General features: G+C 29.0%; 22 protein-coding genes. 21 read left to right on the top strand and 1 reads right to left on the bottom strand.

Annotated elements, in window-relative coordinates; genetic code table 11:
• Positions 1-3: 3 nt before the first annotated feature.
• The 19 genes from IC218_RS08740 to IC218_RS08650 all read left to right on the top strand — a co-directional run bounded on the left by IC218_RS08740 (position 4) and on the right by IC218_RS08650 (position 17,217).
• On the top strand, positions 4-678 hold the full coding sequence (locus tag IC218_RS08740; RefSeq protein WP_227824214.1) for a DUF881 domain-containing protein: 675 nt from the start codon (positions 4-6) through the stop codon (positions 676-678).
• A gap of 98 nt (positions 679-776) precedes the next feature.
• Positions 777-1,130, top strand: a complete 354-nt coding sequence (locus IC218_RS08735; RefSeq protein ID WP_227432417.1) for a small basic family protein — start codon at positions 777-779, stop codon at positions 1,128-1,130.
• Between the two features lie 189 nt (positions 1,131-1,319).
• Positions 1,320-2,480 carry a cell division protein FtsZ gene (ftsZ, locus tag IC218_RS08730; protein ID WP_227432418.1) on the top strand — a complete coding sequence of 387 codons (1,161 nt, stop codon included), beginning with the start codon at positions 1,320-1,322 and terminating at the stop codon, positions 2,478-2,480.
• 261 nt (positions 2,481-2,741) lie between these two features.
• Positions 2,742-4,016 carry an ABC transporter substrate-binding protein gene (locus tag IC218_RS08725; RefSeq protein WP_227824213.1) on the top strand — a complete coding sequence of 425 codons (1,275 nt, stop codon included), beginning with the start codon at positions 2,742-2,744 and terminating at the stop codon, positions 4,014-4,016.
• Positions 4,017-4,340: 324 nt separating this feature from the next.
• Entirely contained in the window at positions 4,341-5,186 is an 846-nt protein-coding gene (locus IC218_RS08720) for a sigma-E processing peptidase SpoIIGA (RefSeq protein WP_227432420.1), read from the top strand.
• A gap of 24 nt (positions 5,187-5,210) precedes the next feature.
• Entirely contained in the window at positions 5,211-5,933 is a 723-nt protein-coding gene (gene sigE / locus IC218_RS08715; RefSeq protein ID WP_227432421.1) for an RNA polymerase sporulation sigma factor SigE, read from the top strand.
• Positions 5,934-6,024: 91 nt separating this feature from the next.
• Positions 6,025-6,798 carry an RNA polymerase sporulation sigma factor SigG gene (gene sigG / locus IC218_RS08710; RefSeq protein WP_169468424.1) on the top strand — a complete coding sequence of 258 codons (774 nt, stop codon included), beginning with the start codon at positions 6,025-6,027 and terminating at the stop codon, positions 6,796-6,798.
• Positions 6,799-6,902: 104 nt separating this feature from the next.
• On the top strand, positions 6,903-7,166 hold the full coding sequence (locus tag IC218_RS08705) for a YlmC/YmxH family sporulation protein (protein WP_227432422.1): 264 nt from the start codon (positions 6,903-6,905) through the stop codon (positions 7,164-7,166).
• Between the two features lie 21 nt (positions 7,167-7,187).
• The gene (gene nrdR, locus IC218_RS08700) at positions 7,188-7,649 is read left to right on the top strand and encodes a transcriptional regulator NrdR (protein ID WP_227824212.1); all 462 of its coding nucleotides are present in this window, start codon (positions 7,188-7,190) and stop codon (positions 7,647-7,649) included.
• The gene (pgeF, locus tag IC218_RS08695) at positions 7,646-8,407 is read left to right on the top strand and encodes a peptidoglycan editing factor PgeF (protein WP_413926659.1); all 762 of its coding nucleotides are present in this window, start codon (positions 7,646-7,648) and stop codon (positions 8,405-8,407) included. Before nrdR ends, pgeF begins: the two co-directional genes overlap by 4 nt.
• A 14-nt stretch (positions 8,408-8,421) precedes the next feature.
• Positions 8,422-9,114 (top strand): winged helix-turn-helix domain-containing protein, encoded by a 693-nt coding sequence (locus IC218_RS08690; protein ID WP_227432425.1) that lies wholly within the window; start codon positions 8,422-8,424, stop codon positions 9,112-9,114.
• 29 nt (positions 9,115-9,143) lie between these two features.
• Positions 9,144-10,430, top strand: coding sequence for a HAMP domain-containing sensor histidine kinase (locus IC218_RS08685; RefSeq protein WP_227482897.1), 1,287 nt, complete (start codon positions 9,144-9,146; stop codon positions 10,428-10,430).
• Between the two features lie 58 nt (positions 10,431-10,488).
• Positions 10,489-11,421 (top strand): YIEGIA family protein, encoded by a 933-nt coding sequence (locus tag IC218_RS08680; protein ID WP_227482896.1) that lies wholly within the window; start codon positions 10,489-10,491, stop codon positions 11,419-11,421.
• Between the two features lie 45 nt (positions 11,422-11,466).
• Positions 11,467-12,399, top strand: coding sequence for a YIEGIA family protein (locus tag IC218_RS08675; RefSeq protein ID WP_227432428.1), 933 nt, complete (start codon positions 11,467-11,469; stop codon positions 12,397-12,399).
• Position 12,400: 1 nt separating this feature from the next.
• The gene (locus tag IC218_RS08670) at positions 12,401-12,601 is read left to right on the top strand and encodes a capping complex subunit for YIEGIA (RefSeq protein WP_227432429.1); all 201 of its coding nucleotides are present in this window, start codon (positions 12,401-12,403) and stop codon (positions 12,599-12,601) included.
• Positions 12,602-12,837: 236 nt separating this feature from the next.
• Positions 12,838-14,166, top strand: a complete 1,329-nt coding sequence (locus IC218_RS08665; RefSeq protein ID WP_227482895.1) for a DUF512 domain-containing protein — start codon at positions 12,838-12,840, stop codon at positions 14,164-14,166.
• A gap of 27 nt (positions 14,167-14,193) precedes the next feature.
• Positions 14,194-15,519, top strand: a complete 1,326-nt coding sequence (der, locus tag IC218_RS08660; RefSeq protein WP_255612844.1) for a ribosome biogenesis GTPase Der — start codon at positions 14,194-14,196, stop codon at positions 15,517-15,519.
• A gap of 33 nt (positions 15,520-15,552) precedes the next feature.
• Positions 15,553-16,167, top strand: coding sequence for a glycerol-3-phosphate 1-O-acyltransferase PlsY (plsY, locus tag IC218_RS08655; RefSeq protein WP_227432431.1), 615 nt, complete (start codon positions 15,553-15,555; stop codon positions 16,165-16,167).
• Between the two features lie 30 nt (positions 16,168-16,197).
• Positions 16,198-17,217 carry an NAD(P)H-dependent glycerol-3-phosphate dehydrogenase gene (locus IC218_RS08650; RefSeq protein WP_227432432.1) on the top strand — a complete coding sequence of 340 codons (1,020 nt, stop codon included), beginning with the start codon at positions 16,198-16,200 and terminating at the stop codon, positions 17,215-17,217.
• 74 nt (positions 17,218-17,291) lie between these two features.
• Here the strand turns inward: IC218_RS08650 and IC218_RS08645 are convergent, their stop codons facing one another.
• The gene (locus IC218_RS08645) at positions 17,292-17,942 is read right to left on the bottom strand and encodes a TetR/AcrR family transcriptional regulator (protein WP_227482894.1); all 651 of its coding nucleotides are present in this window, start codon (positions 17,940-17,942) and stop codon (positions 17,292-17,294) included.
• Between the two features lie 318 nt (positions 17,943-18,260).
• On the opposite strand from IC218_RS08645, the gene IC218_RS08640 reads away from it, so the two are divergent.
• Both IC218_RS08640 and IC218_RS08635 read left to right on the top strand, forming a co-directional pair.
• Positions 18,261-19,400 (top strand): M24 family metallopeptidase, encoded by a 1,140-nt coding sequence (locus IC218_RS08640; protein WP_227432434.1) that lies wholly within the window; start codon positions 18,261-18,263, stop codon positions 19,398-19,400.
• Positions 19,401-19,414: 14 nt separating this feature from the next.
• Positions 19,415-20,869, top strand: coding sequence for an amino acid permease (locus IC218_RS08635; protein ID WP_255612845.1), 1,455 nt, complete (start codon positions 19,415-19,417; stop codon positions 20,867-20,869).
• The last annotated feature ends 138 nt before the right edge of the window (positions 20,870-21,007 follow it).

The raw sequence follows: 21,007 nt of genomic DNA, 5'->3' as shown, positions 1-21,007 counted from the left end.
AGTATGAAAAAGAAAATGATTATATTAGGAGCATTCATATTAGGCATTTTCATATCAACTTATATAAAATCACTGAACCCAAATAAAGTGTATATAACATTGATCCAGACTAAAAATATTGAAAGTGAGATAGAAAATACAAATAAGGAAATAAAAAATCTAAAAGAAGCTCTTAAAAGTAACAAAAAGACTTTAGATGAATATAAGCAAGCAGAAAATAATGGAAATGAATCTATTCAAACATTGATGAAAAAAGAACTTGAAGAAGTTAAAGAGTTAAGTGGTTATTCAGCTGTCACAGGTCCAGGAATAACTATTACTATGAAGGATAGTGAAAGAGAATTAAAAGATGGACAAAATCCAAACGACCTGATTATACATGATATTGACATTCTAAGAGTTTTAAATGATTTGAAAAAAGCAGGTGCAAAAGCAATATCTATAAATGGAGAAAGAGTATTGTCAACAAGTAAGATAAAATGTTCAGGAGCAACTATTACAGTGAATGATACTACATATGGACAACCATTTATAATAAAAGCTATAGGAGATATAGATTTATTGAGTGCAGCTATAAATTCTCCAGAATCATATGCTAAATCTCTAAAGGATATATATGGGATTAATATAAAAATAGAGGAAAATAATGGAAATAGAGTGAATTTATTTGCAAAATAAAACGAAAAATACAAAAAAATAAAGAAAAAATAAAAAAAATTAATAAAAAGGATTGTAATATAGTTGTGTTTCAAAGTAAAATAAAGAGGTGAGGATTTATGATATGGATTTTAGGAGGATTGGCATTTGGTGTGGTAGTAGGTTACTACATTCCATTTACATATTCTATGGATTATTCGATATATATGTCAGTAGCTATTCTTGCAATAATGGATTCTATATTTGGAGCTATAAAATCCAGTTTTGAAGATAACTATGATAATGTAATTTTTGTTACTGGTTTCATAGGTAATGCTATCTTGGCTATATTATTGACTTATATAGGAGAAAAGTTGGGAATTTCACTTTACTATGTGGCAGTATTAGTTTTTGGGATGAGACTATTTAATAATTTATCTATAATTAGACGTTATATCATTGCCAATATTATGAATAAAAAACATAAAAATTAAAGAACTTTTGAGATATACATAAAATATTTTATACTTAAAGAGTAATATTTGACAATATAAGTAAGAAAATTAAAAAGGAAAATTTACGTTTTTGTGGAATATGTTACTTAAAGGTTAACAAAATAAAAGAAGAAAATGATATAATTAATACATACGATAACTTTGAATCATGAGATAAGGGGGTTTATGATGCTAAACTTTGACGTAGAATTAGAAGAATGTGCACAAATTAAAGTAATAGGTGTAGGTGGCGGTGGAAACAATGCTGTCAATAGAATGGTAGAAGCTCAACTTAAAGGCGTTGAATTTATATCAGTAAATACAGATAAACAAGCTTTATATACATCAAAGGCTGAATATAAAGTTCAAATAGGAGAAAAATTAACTAGAGGACTTGGTGCAGGAGCTAATCCAGAAGTAGGAAAAAGAGCTGCAGAAGAAAGTAAAGATGAAATAGTAAAACTACTTCAAGGAGCTGATATGGTATTTGTTACAGCTGGAATGGGTGGTGGTACTGGTACAGGAGCTGCCCCAGTAGTTGCAGGCCTAGCTAAAGAAATGGGTATCCTTACAGTAGGTGTAGTTACAAAACCTTTTGCATTTGAAGGTAAGATAAGAATGAAAAATGCTGAAGGTGGAATAGCTGAGCTTAAGTCAAAGGTAGATACTCTTATAACAATACCAAATGATAGACTTTTACAAATAGTACAAAAGAATACTTCAATGCTGGATGCTTTTGCAGTTGCAGACGATGTGTTAAAACAAGGTATACAATCAATTTCTGACCTTATAGCAGTTGAAGGATTAATAAACTTAGACTTTGCAGATGTTACTACTATAATGAAAGATAAAGGTCTTGCTCATATGGGTATAGGTAGTGCTAGTGGAGAAACTAGAGCTATAGATGCTGCTAGACAAGCTATCCAATCACCACTTTTAGAAACATCAATACAAGGAGCAAAAGGAGTACTTCTTAATGTTACAGGTGGTCCTAACTTAGGATTATTTGAAGTTAATGAAGCATCTACTTTAGTTATGGAATCTTGTGACCCAGAAGCAAATGTTATATTTGGTGCTTCTATAAAAGAAGATTTAGGCGATGAAATAATGATTACAGTAATCGCAACAGGATTTGAAGGTTTACAAGGTGGGATTTTAGATTTGGATACTAAGCCTAAATCAAGTATAAGGTCTTCTCTGAATACAACTGTAAAACAAGTTGTAAAAGAAATAGAAGAAGAAGAAATTGTGGTTGAAGAAAAGATAGAAGCTCCTAAAAAGGCAAGTATAATAGAAGAAGATGATGATGAGAGCATGGAAATACCTACATTTTTAAGAAGAAGAAGATAATATGTAAACTTATAAAGAAGTCAATAGACTTCTTTTTATTTTTTGTACTTTAATCTCCTATTTTTTTTAACATATTTTAATATCAAAAAAAATAAAAAAGTAAAGTTTTTTCTACTGAGTATAGAAAAAAATGATAGTTATATAAATGGTTATAGTTTTTTATAATTAGACAATGACATTTTTATTTGGTAATATTAAACCTGAATTGAATTGTAAAAATTTGAGGAAAAAGAGAAATTAAAGTCTGAAAGGGGATTAAGTATGATTAAGCTAAAAAAAATTCTTTCTTTAGCCATGGTTGCTATTTTGTCAACATCACTTCTTGCTGGATGTACAAAAAAAGAAGAATCTAAAGGCAAAGATGGCAAAGAAAAATTAGTTGTATGGTCTGCACCGTTAACAGATCATGATGCAGATGCATGGAAACCAGTACTTGAGAAATTTGAAAAGGAAAATAACTGTGAAATTGAATTCCAAATAGTACCATGGGATAATTATGCAGAAAAATATGCTACTGCAATCAGTGCAGGTGAGGGGCCAGATATAGGGTATATGTATGCAGAAATGTTTCCTCAATTTATAGAAATGGGAGCAGTTGAAGATTTAACTCCTTATTTAGAAAAATCAGGAACTTCAGATAATTATTTATACTTAGATAATGCAAAAATGATGGGTGGAATTTACGGTTTACCTATAGAAGCTGCTAATCCAGGTGTATTATACTATAATAAAGATATACTAGAAAAATTGGGAGAAAAACCTCCTAAAACGTGGGAAGATTTTAAAAGAATATGTGAAAAAGCAACAGAAGATACTGATGGAGATGGAAAAATAGACCAATGGGGTCTTGCACAAGGTTGGGGTTCTAAAGTGTTTGGTAGTTTGAACTGGAACTGGTATCCATATCTATGGCAAGCTGGTGGAGATATATATAATGATGATTTAAAATCAGTTAAATTTAACAATAAAGAAGGATTAAAAGCTGCAAACTTTATAAATGATATGAAAAAATATATACCAGATAATGCTTTATCAAAAGACAGTAATGAGATGGTTGAAAGTGTATTTGGACCAGGAAAAGCTGCATTTACTATAATGCTGTCTTCTGCTGCTACAAGTACTTTTGATAAATCATTCCCAGACTTAAACTGGGGATATGTAACTTCATTAGAAGATAAAACAGTTGGTAGTTTTGCCTCAGTAGATGATTTAACTTTAATGTCAGCGTGTAAAAACAAAGAACTTGGATTTAAACTTCTTGAATATATGTTAAGCAAAGATTCAATGGAAGCTTTCCATAAAGAGATACCAAGAGCACCAGTTGCTAAAGGTGAAAAATATCAAGGAGACCCAAGATTTGAAGAAATGGTAACAAAAGATAAAAATATGTACAGACCATTAACAGTTGGACCTCATGGAGTAGAAATATATGAACACTTATGGAAACAACTTCAAATGATGATAGCTGGAGACAAAACTCCAGAACAAGCACTAAATGAATCTGCAAAATATGCAAATGAATTGTTAGCACAATAATTTAATTTTATATTTGATTTATAGACTATGCAATTTAATTTTATACAAGTAAACGATTTACTTGCTATATTATTAAGTCGCATAGTCTTTTTTTATGGAAATATTCCAAAGGTAGAGTTGAATAACTTCTACCTAGATATATTGAATTCTACAAAAAAGTCTATTTCTTTGATGCTAAAAAAATATCTTTTGACGACATAAAGTATAAGACATATATCATTGTTATTTTTAAATAGAATTTGTTTTGGATTCGACTGTCAAAAGTGACATAAAATTTTGTACATACTATCTTATAATATGTTTAAAGGTTTTAAGGGGGGATACATGGTGTATATTGAGTACTATGTTATAGAAAACCTAGTAATAAATTATATTATTATAAGTTGTACTTCTATTCTTACTAAAAAATATAATCCTAGAAAAAATAAGTTGCTGGGGGCTAGTTTAGGAGGAGCCTACTCTGTTGCTTATTTATACCCATCAATGGATATACTATTTACAGTGCCATTTAAAATAATAATCATGAGTATTATAACTTTAATTTCATTTAGGACTAAGAGCAAGAAAGATTATGCTCATGTAGCATTAGTTTTTTATTTAGTAAATATTTTTATTTCTGGAAGTACTTATTTTGTAATTTATTTTACAGGAATAAGCCATTTAAAAATATCTTTTTTAATTGCATGTACTTATGTAAGTTGTGAACTATTAAAGTACATTTACAAAGACTTGAAGATGCTTAAATACATCAAAGAGCTTACGAAGACCATAAATATAAACTTATTAGAAAAAAGCTTTTGCTGTAAGGCATTAGTTGATAGTGGAAATTTATTAAAAGACCCAATAAGTCAAAGTGATGTAATAATAGTCAAATCAAGTGTATTAGAAGGATTGATTCCAGAAAATCTATTAAATATTAACTATGAAGATATAGATATGAAAAAAGCTCAGGAAATTATATGTAGTTTAGATGACAGAACTTCAGGGAGAGTTAGAATAATACCTTATAAACATGCTGGAAGTAATAAGACAAGCATAATAATTGGTCTAAAAGCTGATTATGTAGAGGTAGATGAGCAAAAGATAGGAAATATAATACTTGGTATTTCAAATTTTAATGATAGAGAATATGGGGCAATAATGAATCCAAATATATTGCCTGGATTCTAGCTAAAAATTTAAGGGGGACAAAGGATGTTACGATTAAAAGAAAGAATCATAAGCTTTATTACGATGTTAGGTATTAAATTAAAAATAATAAAGCCAAAAGGAATATACTATATGGGTGGAGCCAATATTCTTCCTCCACCACTAAAACCAGCAGAAGAAATGGAACTTTTGCAAAAGCTAGAAACTGATGAAACCGTAAAATCAATTTTAATAGAAAGAAATTTGAGATTAGTAGTCTACATATCAAGAAAATTTGAAAATACAGGGATAGATGTAGAGGATTTAATTTCTATAGGGACTATAGGTTTGATAAAGGCAGTCAATACTTTTAAATTAAATAAAAATATAAAATTAGCAACCTATGCTTCGAGATGTATAGAAAATGAAATACTAATGTATCTAAGAAAAAATAATAAAAAGAAAACGGAGGTATCATTTGATGAGCCTTTAAATATAGACTTAGATGGAAATGAACTTCTATTATCAGATGTTTTAGGTACAGAAAATGATGAAATATATAAAATAATCGAAGAAGAAATAGATAGAGATTTATTGGTTATGGCACTTGACAGATTAAGTGACAGAGAAAAGCAAATTATGGAATTAAGGTTTGGACTTATAGATAAAGGTATTGAAAAAACACAAAAGGAAGTTGCTGGAATGCTTGGAATATCTCAATCCTACATATCTAGACTTGAAAAGAAAATAATTTCAAGATTACAAAAAGAAATGAAAAAATTTGTATAATGCTAAATTAATTCTTCTTAAAAAGTATAAAAAAATTGGAAATGTAAATAATTTCAATAGATGAATACTTTTTGAGAGAGGACTGAAATGTATGCAAGTTAATAAGGTTGAAATATGTGGTGTTAATACATCTGAACTTCCAGTTCTTAAAAATAAGCAAATGAAGGAACTTTTATTACAAATAAAAAGTGGTGATGAAGAAGCCAGACAACAATTTGTAAGAGGAAATTTAAGGTTAGTCTTGAGTGTAATAAAAAAATTTAACAACAGAGGAGAAAATATAGACGATTTATTTCAAATAGGTTGTATTGGTCTTATAAAAGCTATAGATAATTTTGATTTAAGTCAAAATGTCAGATTTTCAACTTATGCTGTTCCTATGATTATAGGAGAAATTAGAAGATACTTAAGAGACAATAATCCAATCAGAGTTAGTAGATCATTAAAAGATATAGCATATAAGGCACTACAAGTTAGAGAAAGATTAATTAGAACAAATTCAAAAGAACCAACAGTATCAGAAATAGCAAAGGAATTAGAATTAGAAGTAGAGTCAGTTGTAATGGCACTTGATGCTATACAAGATCCAATATCTTTATTTGACCCAGTATATCAAGATAATGGAGATGCCATATTTGTAATGGATCAGGTTCAAGACAAAAAAGATACTGATGAAAACTGGTTGCAAGAAATATCACTTAAGGAAGCTATTAAAAAATTAAATAGTAGAGAAAAGTTGGTATTAGATTTAAGATTTTACAAAGGAAGAACTCAGATAGAAGTTGCTGATGAAATCGGTATATCTCAAGCACAAGTATCAAGAATTGAAAAAAATGCTTTAAAAAATATGAGAAAGTATGTATAAGTAATCCATGGAATGTAAACATAATTTTAAATTTAAATGACCTATATAGGTCATTTTTTTTTATCCAAATACATATTTATTTTTAAAGGAAGGGTGAGTATAATATGATTAGAGTTTCTGATATAATGGAAAAAGAAATTATAAATGTAAAAAATGGAAAAAGGATGGGTTTCATAATCGACATAGATATGGATATTCATGAGGGAAAAGTAGTCTCATTTACCATTTTTGGAGATGGAAGTAGAAGTTTTTTTTCAAGAGGAGGGGATGAAGAAGTTATATTTTGGAATGATATACTTAAAATAGGTTGTGATACAATAATAGTAAATATAGGTTCAGAATTAAGCTTAGATGAATTTGATATATAGCTAAACAAAGGAGGAATACAGATGCAATGTCCTTATTGCAATTATAAAGAATCAAAGGTAATAGATTCTAGACATACAGATTTAAAATCTATTAGAAGAAGACGTGAATGTGAATTATGTAAAAAGAGATTTACTACTTATGAAAAAATAGAAACTACTCCTTTAATGGTTATTAAAAAAGATAATAGTAGAGAGTATTTTGATAGAGAAAAAATAAAATATGGACTATTAAAGGCATGTGAAAAAAGACCTGTATCTGTTGAAGATATTGAGAATATAGTTGTACATATTGAAAATGAAATAAATAAATGCTTTATAGAAGAAATCGAAACCAAAAAAATTGGTGAAATGGTAATGGATAAATTGAAAGATTTAGATGAAGTTGCCTATGTAAGATTTGCTTCTGTGTATAGACAATTTAAAGATATAAATACTTTTGTAAATGAACTTAAAAGTATACTAATAGAAAAAGGAGACAAATGATGAAAGATTATATAAATCTAAAAAGTGTAGAAGATATTAAAGAGTATGTTAACTTAAGTAGCAATTGTAAAGAAATTGATAAAAAATTAAATTCTATAAATCTAGTTATAACTTGTAAAAATATAGATGCAAAAAGTAAAGAAGACATGTTAAGGGTTTGCAAGGAATGCGATTTAATGTTTGAAAATTTAACTAGTAATTCTCAAATACATTCAGACATAGTTAACATAGTTAGTAGAGAGAATATAGGACAAAGAATAGAAGGAGATGCACTTATAACAAACTTAGAGAAAGTACCACTTTTATTGTTTACAGCAGATTGCGTACCTATATCAATTATAGATGCTAAAAATAAAGCCATAGGACTGGCACATGCTGGCTGGAAAGGTACTTTTAGTAATATAGGTCACAAAACAATAAAATTGATGTCTGAGACTTATAAAACAGCTCCTGAAGATTTGATATGTATAATTGGACCATCAATTGGACCTTGTTGTTATGAAGTTTCTGAGGAGTTAGTAGAAAAATTTAACACAATTCTTACAAATAATGATGAAAAGTTCTATATAATAAAAGAGGGAAGTTACTATTTAGATTTATGGAAAATTAATGAGTATATGCTGAGATGTAGTGGAGTCAAAAAAGAAAATATAATAAATTTAAATCTATGCACTAGTTGTAGAGCAGATGAATTCCACTCTTATAGAAAACATAATAAGGCATCAGAGCGAATAGGAACGGTACTACAGATAAAATAGAGAGGAGCTTTTTAATGAATACTAAAGTGCTTGTTATAGACGATGAAATGCATATAGTTGAGCTATTAAAATTCAATTTGGAGGTGTCAAACTACGAAGTTAGTTATTCATATGATGGATTTGATGGATTTATAAAAGCTAAGGAAGTTAAACCAGATTTAATACTTTTAGATTGGATGCTACCAAATATAAGTGGAATAGAAGTATTGAGAAAAATAAGAAGTGATAAAGACTTGAAAAATATTCCTGTTATAATGCTTACTGCTAAAAATATGGAAAATGACAAGGTTGAAGGGCTTGAAGTAGGTGCTGATGATTATATAACCAAGCCATTTAGTATAAAAGAATTGTTAGCTAGGGTTAGCTCTGTTTTAAGAAGATATAACTTAACTAGTACAGGCGAAGAAAATAATATACTTACCACAGGTAATTTAAAACTAGATTTATCAAAACATGAAGTTACTAAAGGTTCTGAAAAGATAGAGTTAACACTTAAAGAGTTTGAACTGTTAAAATTATTAATTCAGAATAAAGGTAAAGTACTTTCAAGAAACTATCTTTTAGATAAAATATGGGGCTATGAATACTATGGAGAAACTAGAACAGTAGATGTCCATATAAGATATTTAAGAAAAAAAATAGAAGATGAAGATAAATCAGAAAAATATATAGAAACTATAAGAGGTGTAGGATACAAAATAGATTAGAAAAAGTTATATTTTAGGAGTGTTATCTTGTGGAAGAATTAAATAGCATATATTTTTTTATTGTTATGTTGTCTATAGCCATTGTAATATTGTCTGTAAGATATACAGTAACACTAAGAAAATATTTAAAAGAGTTTATATACGTTTCAAAAAAAGTAAGTAACAAGGAATTTCATGCTAGGTTGAATATATCAGCTAAAGGCGAATTAGGCGAATTAGCCAGAAATTTTAATCATATGATAAAAAATATGGATGATACATTGGAAGAAGTACAATATAAACATTTACAATTAAGGTCTATATTAAAGAGTATATCTCATGGAATTTTAGCTATAGATGTAAATGGAAACATATTATTGATAAATGATGAAGCTAAAGAAATGATAAAGAGTGAACCAAACAAACTAGTTGAAGGACATAATATCAATGCTGTAATAAAAGAAGAAGAAATATTAAAGCAGATACTTCAATTTATAGGTTCTAAAGAAAATGAAACTGCAAAGATTACTACTAAAGATGATATAGTATACAAAATAAAAGTGGATCCAGTTTATCTTCAAAATACCAATAATGTAATAATTGGCTCAATAGTAAACATAGAAGATATTACTAAAAAAGTGAAGCTTGAAAATATGAGAAGTGATTTTGTTGCTAATGTAAGTCATGAACTTAAAACACCACTTACATCTATAAGTGGATTTGTTGAAACATTAAAATCCAATGAAAATATAGATGCAAACACTAGAAATAGGTTTTTGGAAATAATAGAAAGTGAATCAGACAGATTAAAAAGATTGATTGACGACATATTATTATTATCATTTGTAGAAAATAAAGACACTCTTCTAATGGAAGATGTTGTAATATACGATGTATTTAGAGAAGTATATGAAATAACTCAACGTTCAGCTAGTGAAAAAAACATAGAAGTTTTATATAAATGTGATGATAAATCAATAAACATACTTTCTAATAGAGATTATATCAAACAAGTATTTTTAAATTTAGTTGATAATGCTATAAAATATACTCAAGATAATGGTATTGTACAAGTGGTAGTTTTAAAAGATGAAGAAAAAATAATAATCAAAGTTATAGATAATGGTGTTGGAATACCAAAAGAAGATGTAGAACGTATCTTTGAACGCTTCTATAGAGTAGATAAAGCAAGAAGTAGAGATGTAGGAGGAACGGGTTTAGGATTGGCTATAACGAAGCATATAGTCAAATCATTAAATGGATGTATAAAAGTAAAAAGTGAACTTGGTATTGGTAGCGAATTTATTGTTACAATCCTACAAAAAAAATTTCCTTAAATAGAAGGAAATTTTTTTTGTTTTTTGCACAAACTATATAAGAGAAGGAGCTGAGAAAATGGAAGAAAGCTTATTAGGTGCCAATTTATTTAGACACTCTTTTATAGTAGCAGTAATTATAGGAATATTATGTAGAGGATTAGTTTTAAGAGTTACAGACAAGCAATACCCATCGAGACCACAAGATTATTTAGAGCAAATAATAATATCAGGGCTTTCAGCTTCATTGGGTGCAATAGCATTACCTGCACTTATAGATAAGGAGTTTGCAGCATTAACATTTTTTGCAGTAGCGATACAACAATTTCAAGGTCTTGCAGAGCAGGAAAGAATAACATTAAAAAATATAGACAATGAAGAATTAGTACCAAAGGGAGATGCTTATGTAGAAGAAATAGCATCTACGTATGAATCTAGAAGTTATATCAGTCTTTTTTCTGCATTAGTATCTTCTATAGTTTATATTACTGTTTCAAAACGATATGACCTTAGCTTTATTTATTGTACAATACTAGCTGTTATAGCAGGAGCTTTGGTTGGTTTAATTTTTAGAAGGTTTCTAAGACGAAATAGTATAGCAGATATAGCAGATATAGTTCCTGCTGAAGTAAGTTTTGAAGGGCCTATTTTAAAAGTAAATGGTGTAATAATAACTAATATAGGTTTAGAGAATACAAGAGAAAAATATAAAAATGAATGTTTAGCTATAGAAATTATACCAAGAGATTTGGGTGCATTTGGGATAGTAAATGATATAGGACAAAGACAAGCTATAATACATAATCTATTTATTCATATGGGTATAGATAAAGATGTAGATGAGGTTGATATTGTAGCTATATCTAAAACTAACTTAGAAAAAAGCACTGTGGTTATACCATATATACCAATAGTCAAGGATATAGATGTAATGATAGATGTAGTAAAAAGTACTCCTATCATAGAGACATCAAAAGGAAAACAGAGTGATTTTTCTAGAAAGACTTTGTAGATTTATAAGTGAACATTTTATATTAGATATTTTAGGAGTGATTTAATGGATAGAGTATTTTTTGTTGCAGTTATTATTGGTATAACATCAAGAGTTATAATGTTGAATTTAGACCAAAAACAGTATCCTACACAACCAAATGTTTTACTATCTCAGCTCATATTAGCCTTTGTTGCTTCGGCATTAGGAGCATTACTAGTTCCAGCTCTTATAAATCGTTCTTATACATCGATAACATTTTTATCTTTGGCAGCAGAACAGTTTAGACAAGTAAGAGCAAATAGAAGGAATACATTACAAAACTTAGAAGAAGTTCAACTTGTAAAAAGAGGAGCTGCATTTATAGAAGAGATAGCTAGAACTTATGAAGTAAGAAATTATATGTGCATAGTTACATCTTTTTTAACAATAGGATTATATTATGTAATTATTGAAGAAACTAAAATAAGTGAAGGTATGAGTTTGATAATAAGTTCAATTTGTGGTTTATTATTAGCTTTCATACTTAAAAAACTTCTTACTAGAAAAAGTATTGGAGATATAGCTGATGTAATGCCTGCTGATATTAGCTTCGTAAATGAATCTATATTGAAGGTGGGAGATTTAAAAGGAATAACAAATATAGGTCTAAAAAGTGATAGAGAAGTATATATTAATAGAGGTGTAGGAATACAAATAATTCCTAAAAATAGAGATTATGCTAATGCAGGAATATTATTTGATTCGGGTCAAAGACAAGCTATAGTATACAATATATATTCAAGATTAGGTTTATATGGAGATTATGAAGAACCTGCATTTGTACCATTACCTAGACGAAATAAAGATGATGAAAGTATAATGATTGCTTATTTACCAATAGATAGGAATGTTGAAAAGGTAATGGAAGCTGTAAAATCATGTCCAATACTTTCAAGTTCTAAAGGTAAAAACTTATCACTGAAAAACTATAAAATAGGAAAGAAAGGAAGTGCATAAAATGGGAATGGATATAGGTCTAAATGAATATACCCTAGCAATAGTTACACTAGATAAAAATATGAGAAATGGTGGAGGTTGTCCAATATTTTATGCAAATGATGAAAAAGACTTGCAAAATAAGGCGATGCTCATGTCAAAGTGTGTAGGTGGAATGGTTCACGATATGACTAATGGAACATTAATAATAGTAAAGCATTAAAACGATAAGATACTTTTAAGAGCAAATAATGTTCAAATTTATAAAATATTTAAATTTGAATATTATTTGTTTTAATCTTTTTATAGCTATTTACTTATATTGACTATTAGAATTAAAATGTGTTATTATGACATGAAATGTTTAAAAATGCTATTGTAAAATATAATAAAGTAATAAACTGTATATGAAAATATATTATAATAAATATTGATGAATATAAAAGAGTGGTGAAAAAAATGGAAGTAAATGTAAAAAAAATAAATAATATTATAAGTAAAGTTTACAAAGATAGTATTGCAGAAGAAATAGGTATAGAAGTAGGAGATTTACTTATATCTGTAAATGAACAGCCAATACATGATATAATAGAGTATAGATTCTTACTAAGTGATGAGTATTTAGAGGTAGAGATACAAAAAAAAGATGGCGAAGTCTACATATATGAGATAGAAAAAGACTATGATGAAGATTTGGGTGTTGAATTTACAAATCCAATAATTGACCAAGCTAAAAGTTGTAGAAATAAATGTATGTTTTGTTTTATAGACCAATTGCCAGAAGGAATGAGAGAAACACTTTATTTTAAAGATGATGACTCAAGATTGTCTTTTTTACAAGGAAATTTTGTTACACTTACAAATATGAGCGAAGAAGATATAAATAATATAATTAAATACAGAATAAGTCCTATAAATATATCTGTGCACACAACTAATCCAGAATTAAGACAAAAAATGATAAGTAATAAATTTGCAGGAAAATTATATGGTATAATGAAGAGATTGGCAGATGCTCATATAGAGATGAACTGTCAAATTGTTTTATGTCCAGGTATAAATGATGGAAAGGAATTGGATAGAACAATAAAAGAATTAGCTCAACTTTATCCATATGTAAATAGTGTTGCTATAGTTCCAGTTGGAATTACAAAGCATAGAGAAAATTTAGTAGAATTAAATATATTTGATAATAAGGGTGCAAGTAAAACTATAGAGCAAATACATGAAATACAACAGATATATCTTGAGAAAATAGGAACTCGATTTGCATTTTTATCAGATGAATTTTATATATTATCTAGTAGAGAATTGCCTGGATATGAAGAGTATGAAGGATTTTTACAGTTTGAAGATGGTGTAGGTATGATACGTAAGTTAAAAACAGATATTGAAGAGTATCTAAACACATTGTCTGAGAATATTCTCAAAAGAGATAAAAAGGTATCAATAGCTACTGGACATTCTGCATATGAATTTATACAAAGTATGGCAGATGCTATGATGGACAAGTTTAAAAATCTTCAAATAGATGTTTATGAAATAAAAAACAAGTTTTTTGGAGAAACAATAACAGTATCAGGCCTTTTAACAGCTAAAGATTTAAAAGAGCAACTTGAGCATAAGGAATTGGGAGAAGCTCTTTATATAACAAGAAGTATGTTAAAAGCAGATGAAGAAATTTTCTTAGATAATATTGAACTAAATCAGTTAGAAGAACTTATGAAAATAAAAATTATCCCATGTTTAAATGAAGGAAAAGATTTTGTGGATAAAATTTTAAAATAGAAAACAAAAGATGGAAGGAGAAACAACATGAGTATAAGTAGGCCAGTTGTAGCTGTAGTTGGGAGACCAAATGTTGGTAAGTCTACAATATTTAATAAATTTGCAGGAAAAAGGATATCAATAGTTGAAGATACACCAGGAGTTACAAGAGATAGAATATTTGCAGAAGTAGAATGGTTAGATAAATATTTTACATTAGTAGATACAGGAGGTATTGAGCCTGATAGCGAAGATATAATATTATCTCAAATGAGAAATCAAGCTATGCTTGCAATGGATATGTCACATGTAATACTTTTTATAGTTGATGGCAAGGCTGGAATAACAGCTGCTGATAAAGAAATTGCTCAGATACTTAGAAAAACAAAAAAACCAGTAATTTTAGTGGTTAATAAAATTGATAGTCAAAGTCAGTTTGACAATATATACGATTTTTATGAATTAGGTTTTGGAACTCCTTTTGGAGTGTCAGGAGCCAATAGTATGGGATTTGGAGACTTATTAGATGAGATAGTTCAAAATTTTCCAGCAGGATTAGATACAGAGTATGAAGAAGATATAATAAGAGTAGCTATAACAGGTAAGCCAAATGCAGGAAAGAGTTCTATACTTAATAAGATATTAGGAGAAGAAAGAGTAATTGTAAGTCCAATTGCAGGAACTACTAGGGATGCAATAGATACTTATTTTGAAAAAAATGGACAGAAGTTTCTTCTTATAGATACAGCAGGGCTTAGAAGAAAGAGCAAAATATATGAGACGATAGAAAAATACAGCGTAATAAGAGCTATGAGTGCTGTAGATAGAGCAGATGTTGTGTTAATAGTTATAGACGCTTTGGAAGGCGTTACAGAACAGGATACAAAAGTTGCAGGTATAGCACATGATGAAGGCAAGGGATGTATATTTGTAGTCAATAAATGGGACTTAATAGAAAAAGATAATAAGACAATGAGTAATTACACAAAAGATATAAAAGAAAAATTCCCATTTATGATGTATGCTCCAATAGTATTTGTTTCTGCAAAGACTAATCAAAGAATGAATAAAATATTAGACACAGTTGAATATGTATCAAATGAGCATTCTAAGAGAATATCAACTTCAGCATTAAATGAAGTAATTGGAGAAGCTGTAATGTTAAATCAGCCACCATCTGATAAAGGTAGAAGATTAAAAATTTACTATGGAACTCAAACAGACATTAGACCTCCTAAAATTACTTTATTTATAAATGACAAGAACTTAACTCACTTCTCATATCAAAGATACCTTGAAAATAAGATAAGAGAAAACTTTGGATTTGAAGGAACTTCTATAAAGTTTGAGTATAGACAAAAAAATAAAAAGTAAATATCTAAAATATAACTAAAGGGGGTAAGTTCAGTGGAAATATTTAGTTATATAATTATTGCTGTAATTGCATACTTATTAGGCAATATATCAACTTCGTATATAGTTGCAAAGCGAATTGCTGGGGTTGATATAAGGACTCAAGGTTCGGGTAATGCAGGCTCGACAAATGTACTTAGAACACTTGGGAAAAGAGCAGGAGCAATGACTTTTTTAGGTGATGTTTTTAAAGGTGTAATTGCTGTTTTGATATCGGAAATTGCAGCAAAGTTGGTTGGTATAGATACTCTTTTAGCTGGATATCTAGCAGTTATATGTGTTGTAGCAGGTCATAATTGGCCAGCAGTTTTAGGATTTAGAGGGGGTAAAGGTGTTGCAACTTCACTAGGTGCAATGCTTGCTGTAAATCCAGCAATAACATTAATGTGTTTGGCAGTGTTTATATTGGTGGTAATTATAACAAAATATGTCTCATTAGGTTCTGTTGTTGGTATAGGTTGTTCACCAATATTTATGATTATAGCAAAAAATAAAGCAGGGTTAGTTGTAGCTTTGTTTTTAACCATATCAGTAATATATAATCACAGAGCAAATATAAAGCGATTATTAAATGGGACAGAAAGAAAAATTGGTCAAAAGAAAGAATAGTAAATATATTATACTCAGGTGGTGTTAAACATGGAGAAAGTATGTGTATTAGGTACTGGAAGTTGGGGAAGTGCATTAGCTTTAGGCCTTGCAAATAAAGGTAATGATGTTAGCATGTGGACTCGAAAAGAAGAACAAGCTAAAAAAATAAACAGGACTAAAGAAAATACAGACTATTTACCAGGAGTATTATTTCCACATAATATAACTATAAGTACTGATATAGAAAAAACTATAGAAAATTGCAAAGTAATAGTTTTAGCAGTTCCATCTCAAGCAGTAAGAAGTACTTGTGAAAAAATAAAACCCTTTGTAAAAGCTGGACAGATTATCGTTAATGTAGCAAAAGGTCTTGAAAAAGGCACTGGACTTAGATTGTCTCAGGTATGTGAAGAAGAATTGCCACAAAATCCATATGTAATACTATCTGGCCCATCTCATGCTGAAGAAGTAGCAAGAAATATACCTACTACAGTAGTAGTAGCCTCTAAAGAATTAAAAATAGCACAGAGTATACAGGATTTATTTATGAGCCCTAAACTTAGAGTTTATACAAATCCAGATATAGTTGGAGTTGAACTTGGAGGAGCATTAAAAAATATTATAGCTTTCGGTGCTGGTATATGTGATGGTTTAGGGTATGGTGACAATGCAAAAGCAGCTCTTATGACAAGAGGAATTAGTGAAATGAGTAGACTTGGTACTGCTATGGGAGCTAACATGTCTACATTTGCAGGCCTTTCAGGCATTGGAGATTTAATAGTTACTTGTACAAGCATGCATAGTAGAAATAGAAGAGCGGGTATACTTATAGGACAAGGTATGAGCTTAGAAGATACATTAAAAGAAGTAAAGATGGTTGTAGAAGGAATAACGGCTACTGAAGTAGCACATGATGTTGCTGAAAAGCTGAATATAGATATGCCAATAACTAATGCTATATATTCTGTGATAACTAAAGGTGCAAATCCTAAAGAAGTTGGAATAGAGCTAATGATGAGAAGCAAAAAGCACGAAATGGAAGAAGTAGTTTTAGGTGATGATATATAAATTTATTGCATAATAAAATAAAAAAATAATAGACGTGTTTTAGCCCTCTTTATATAAAGAGGGCTATTTTAATATTACTTAGCATGTTTTATTATGTATTCAATAGAAGAAATCATTTTCATAGTTAATTCATCATCATTAGAATTTTTTCCTGTGTTCTTTTTTAAGAATAATAGATTTTGATAAAAAGAAATAATTATATCATTGATTATGTCTAAATCTTTAGCTGGTATATATCCAGTATCTACAAGATTGTTCAACAGTATTTTATTTCTTTCTTTTATACTTTTTCCTGTAATCATTAAAGATATATCACTGTCATGAATACCTAAATCTTCTGGAAACATATCATAATATTGTTTTGTTATATAACTAAGCTCATCACTGGACAAGTTAAAAAATACCTGATAAAAAGCTTGGGCATTTTCAAAAGAATGTTTACAAAATAATTTCCACATAATTATATATTTCTTATATTCATCATTTACATTCTCTATACACCTCGAAATATTCAAGTTATAATCTTTAAAATATTTTATAGATGCAAATGATATTAGATGGTCTAAATTTTTAAAGTAGTTGTATAGGGTTGAACTGTTATAGCCAGCCATATCTGCAACCTTACGAAGTGTAATATTTTCTATTCCTTCATTTTCCATAATGTTTTGAGCAGCTTCTATGAAATACATCAATATCCTTTTCTTTTGTAACTCTTTATTTGTCATTTTATTCACCTACAAATAATCAATATAGTTTATATAATCGTGATTTTATCATTAAATTTACCATAAATCAAGAATAATATTCCAAAATATAATGTATACTTGTTATATTTTAGATAATTTAAAATCATAATAATATAAAAAATATTTTAAAATTAAATCATGATTGACAAAATAATCATGATTATGATAAAATAATCACAAATAAATTTAATTTACATACGAATACAACAATTAATAAAAATGTTAATAATTTTAAAATAATATGTTTATCTTTGTTGTGTTGAATAAATTATCTAAATATTGAGAAAGAGGTGCACTATGTCAAATAATATGAGACTAGAAAGATTAAGAAAGTATATGAATGAAAAAAACATCGAAATTGCCCTAATATTTGAACCAGACAACCAATTTTATATTAGTGGATTTAAAGCAATAACTTACTCTAGACCAATTGTAACAGTAGTAACTCAAGATAAAATAGAATTAATAGTACCTGGATTAGAGGAGCTACATGCTAAAGAAGTTGCAAAAGTTGATAATGTATATGTATATTATGAAATACCAGAGATGAAAGAACATGGAATATCACATAAACATTACTTAGATATAATTTTAAATAGATATCCTAAAGGAATAACTGTTGGGATAGAAAAAGATATAGTATCTGCAAGCTTTTCAGAATATATAACTGAGAAATCATTTGCTATTAAAGATGTTGGAAGTAAAATATTTGAAATGAGATATGTAAAAGATGCAAGAGAGATAGAATTTTTAAAGATAGCTGGTTACTTATCTGATATAGGAATAAAAGGTTCTTTGGAAAATGTTAGAGTTGGGATGAGTGAATTGGAATTTGACGTTGCAGGGGATAATGCTTTACTAAAATATGTATCTGAAAATTATCCTGATACATATATCGGATTTGCAAACTGGACTTGTTCAGGCATCGATAGAACAGCACAACCACATTTAGACTCCAATACTAGGATACTTCAAAGAGGAGATATAGTAATACATAGTAGACAGGTTTGGTATGAAAACTATAGAGCAGAAAATGAAAGAACTTTTATTATAGGTAAGCCAACAGAAAGACAAAAGGAAGTATTTAAGATTGCAGTAGAAGCTCAACAAGCTGGATTAGATACAATAAAAGCTGGTATACCAGCAAGAATGGTGGATGAAGCAGCAAGAGCTGTTGTTGCAAAGCATGGTCTAGAGTTATATTCAAATCACAGAATTGGTCATGGTTTAGGTTTATCAGAACATGAGGAACCATATTTAAGATTTGACAATGAATTAATATTAGAAGAAGGAATGGTATTTTCTATGGAACCAGGAATATATATACCTGGAATTGGAGGATTTAGACATTCAGATACAGCAATAGTAGGTAAAAATAGTGCTACAATTATAACTAATTATCCAAGAAGTGTTGAAGAGCTTATACTTGATATTTAAATTAGTACATATGTATGAATTTAAGTAAATTTGAAATTGGAGGAATTACAGTGAAAAAGAAGATTGGATTTTGGGATTTAGTATTTATGAATATATCAGCATTATTTGGGATTAGATGGATAGCTAAATCTACTGCCTCTAGTTTTGGGTTGGGTCTTGGTTCGATACCAGTTTGGTTATTGTTTGCTTTTATATTCTTTGTTCCAGCATCACTTATATGTGCAGAGTTGGCTGCAACATATCCAAAAGATGGTGGACTTGGAGAATGGGTTAAACAGGCTTATGGAGAGAAGTGGGGATTTATGGTGTCATGGTTAAATTGGACATCAAAGATATTTTGGTATTCCTCATTCTTGACATTCTTAGCTATAAATATTGCTTATATGCTTGGAAATCCAGCTCTATCAAACAATAAGATGTTTATTTTAGTGCTTTCACTCATAATATTCTGGATGTTATCCTTAGTAAGTACTCGTGGAATGGCATTTGGAAAATTCTTTACAAATACAGGAGCATTAGGTTCTACAATTCCTGCTATATTACTTATAGTGATGGCATTTATGTCTGTAGTTATTCTCAAAAAAGCTCCATCAGCATCTGTATATACAATCCAAAATATAATACCAAAGATAGATGCTAATTCACTAGTTTCTATATCTGCTATAATATTTGCACTATCAGGAGCTGAAACAACTGCTAATTTCATAACCGAAATGGATAATGCTAAGAAAAACTTCCCTAAAGCTATATTGACAGTAGCTGTTTTAATAGGAGGAATCTATATCCTAGGTTCAGTAGCAATAACAATGATACTTCCTCCAGATGAAATTGCAGCATCGACAGGAATACTAGATGCGCTAGCTAAAGTTGCACAAGATTTAGGAATAGGAAGCTGGTTTATAAGAGTAGTAGCATTTGGGATAACTTTATCAGTACTTGGAGCACTAATACTTTATATAGCAGGTCCAGTAAAGATGCTTTTTGGAAATGTAAAAGAAGGTGTATTTCCTAAGCAATTAACTGTTACAAATAAACACAATATACCATCAAATGCTGTAGTAATTCAAGCTATAATAGTGAGTCTACTTCTTATAGGAACAAATTTACTGCCGTCAGTAGATAATATATATAATGTCCTTGTAACTATGACAGCATTAACAGCCTTGTTTCCATATGTATTACTTTTTACGTCATATATAAGACTTAGAAAGACAAGACCAAACGAAGAAAGACCATACTCAATTGCAAAAAGTGATTCAGTTTGTATCAATATAGCCAGAATGGTACTTGTAGTGACTGTAGTAGGGATACTTTTCTCAACAGCACCAGTTATGGAGACTTTAAAGGATAATATAGTCTATGAGATTGAAATGATAGGTGGAGGTCTTTTTGTTATAATAACAGGTTTAATGATATGGAAGAACTATGAAAAGAAGGTATCTAATAATTCTGGAGATTCCTATAAATAAAAATATAATTATTTTAGTGAACTAAAAGCGTATCTCTTTAGTTCACTAAAAATTATGGATAAATTAACTTAACATATCAATAAATCTATAATATATTGAAATGTTAAAAAATCAATAATTAGTTGTCATAAAAATTTA

It is taken from the genome of Clostridioides sp. ES-S-0005-03 (assembly GCF_020658455.1).
GTDB lineage: Bacteria > Bacillota > Clostridia > Peptostreptococcales > Peptostreptococcaceae > Clostridioides.
The sequence above is the reverse complement of the archived record's forward strand: the minus strand, read 5'-3'. Positions and strand labels throughout refer to the sequence as shown.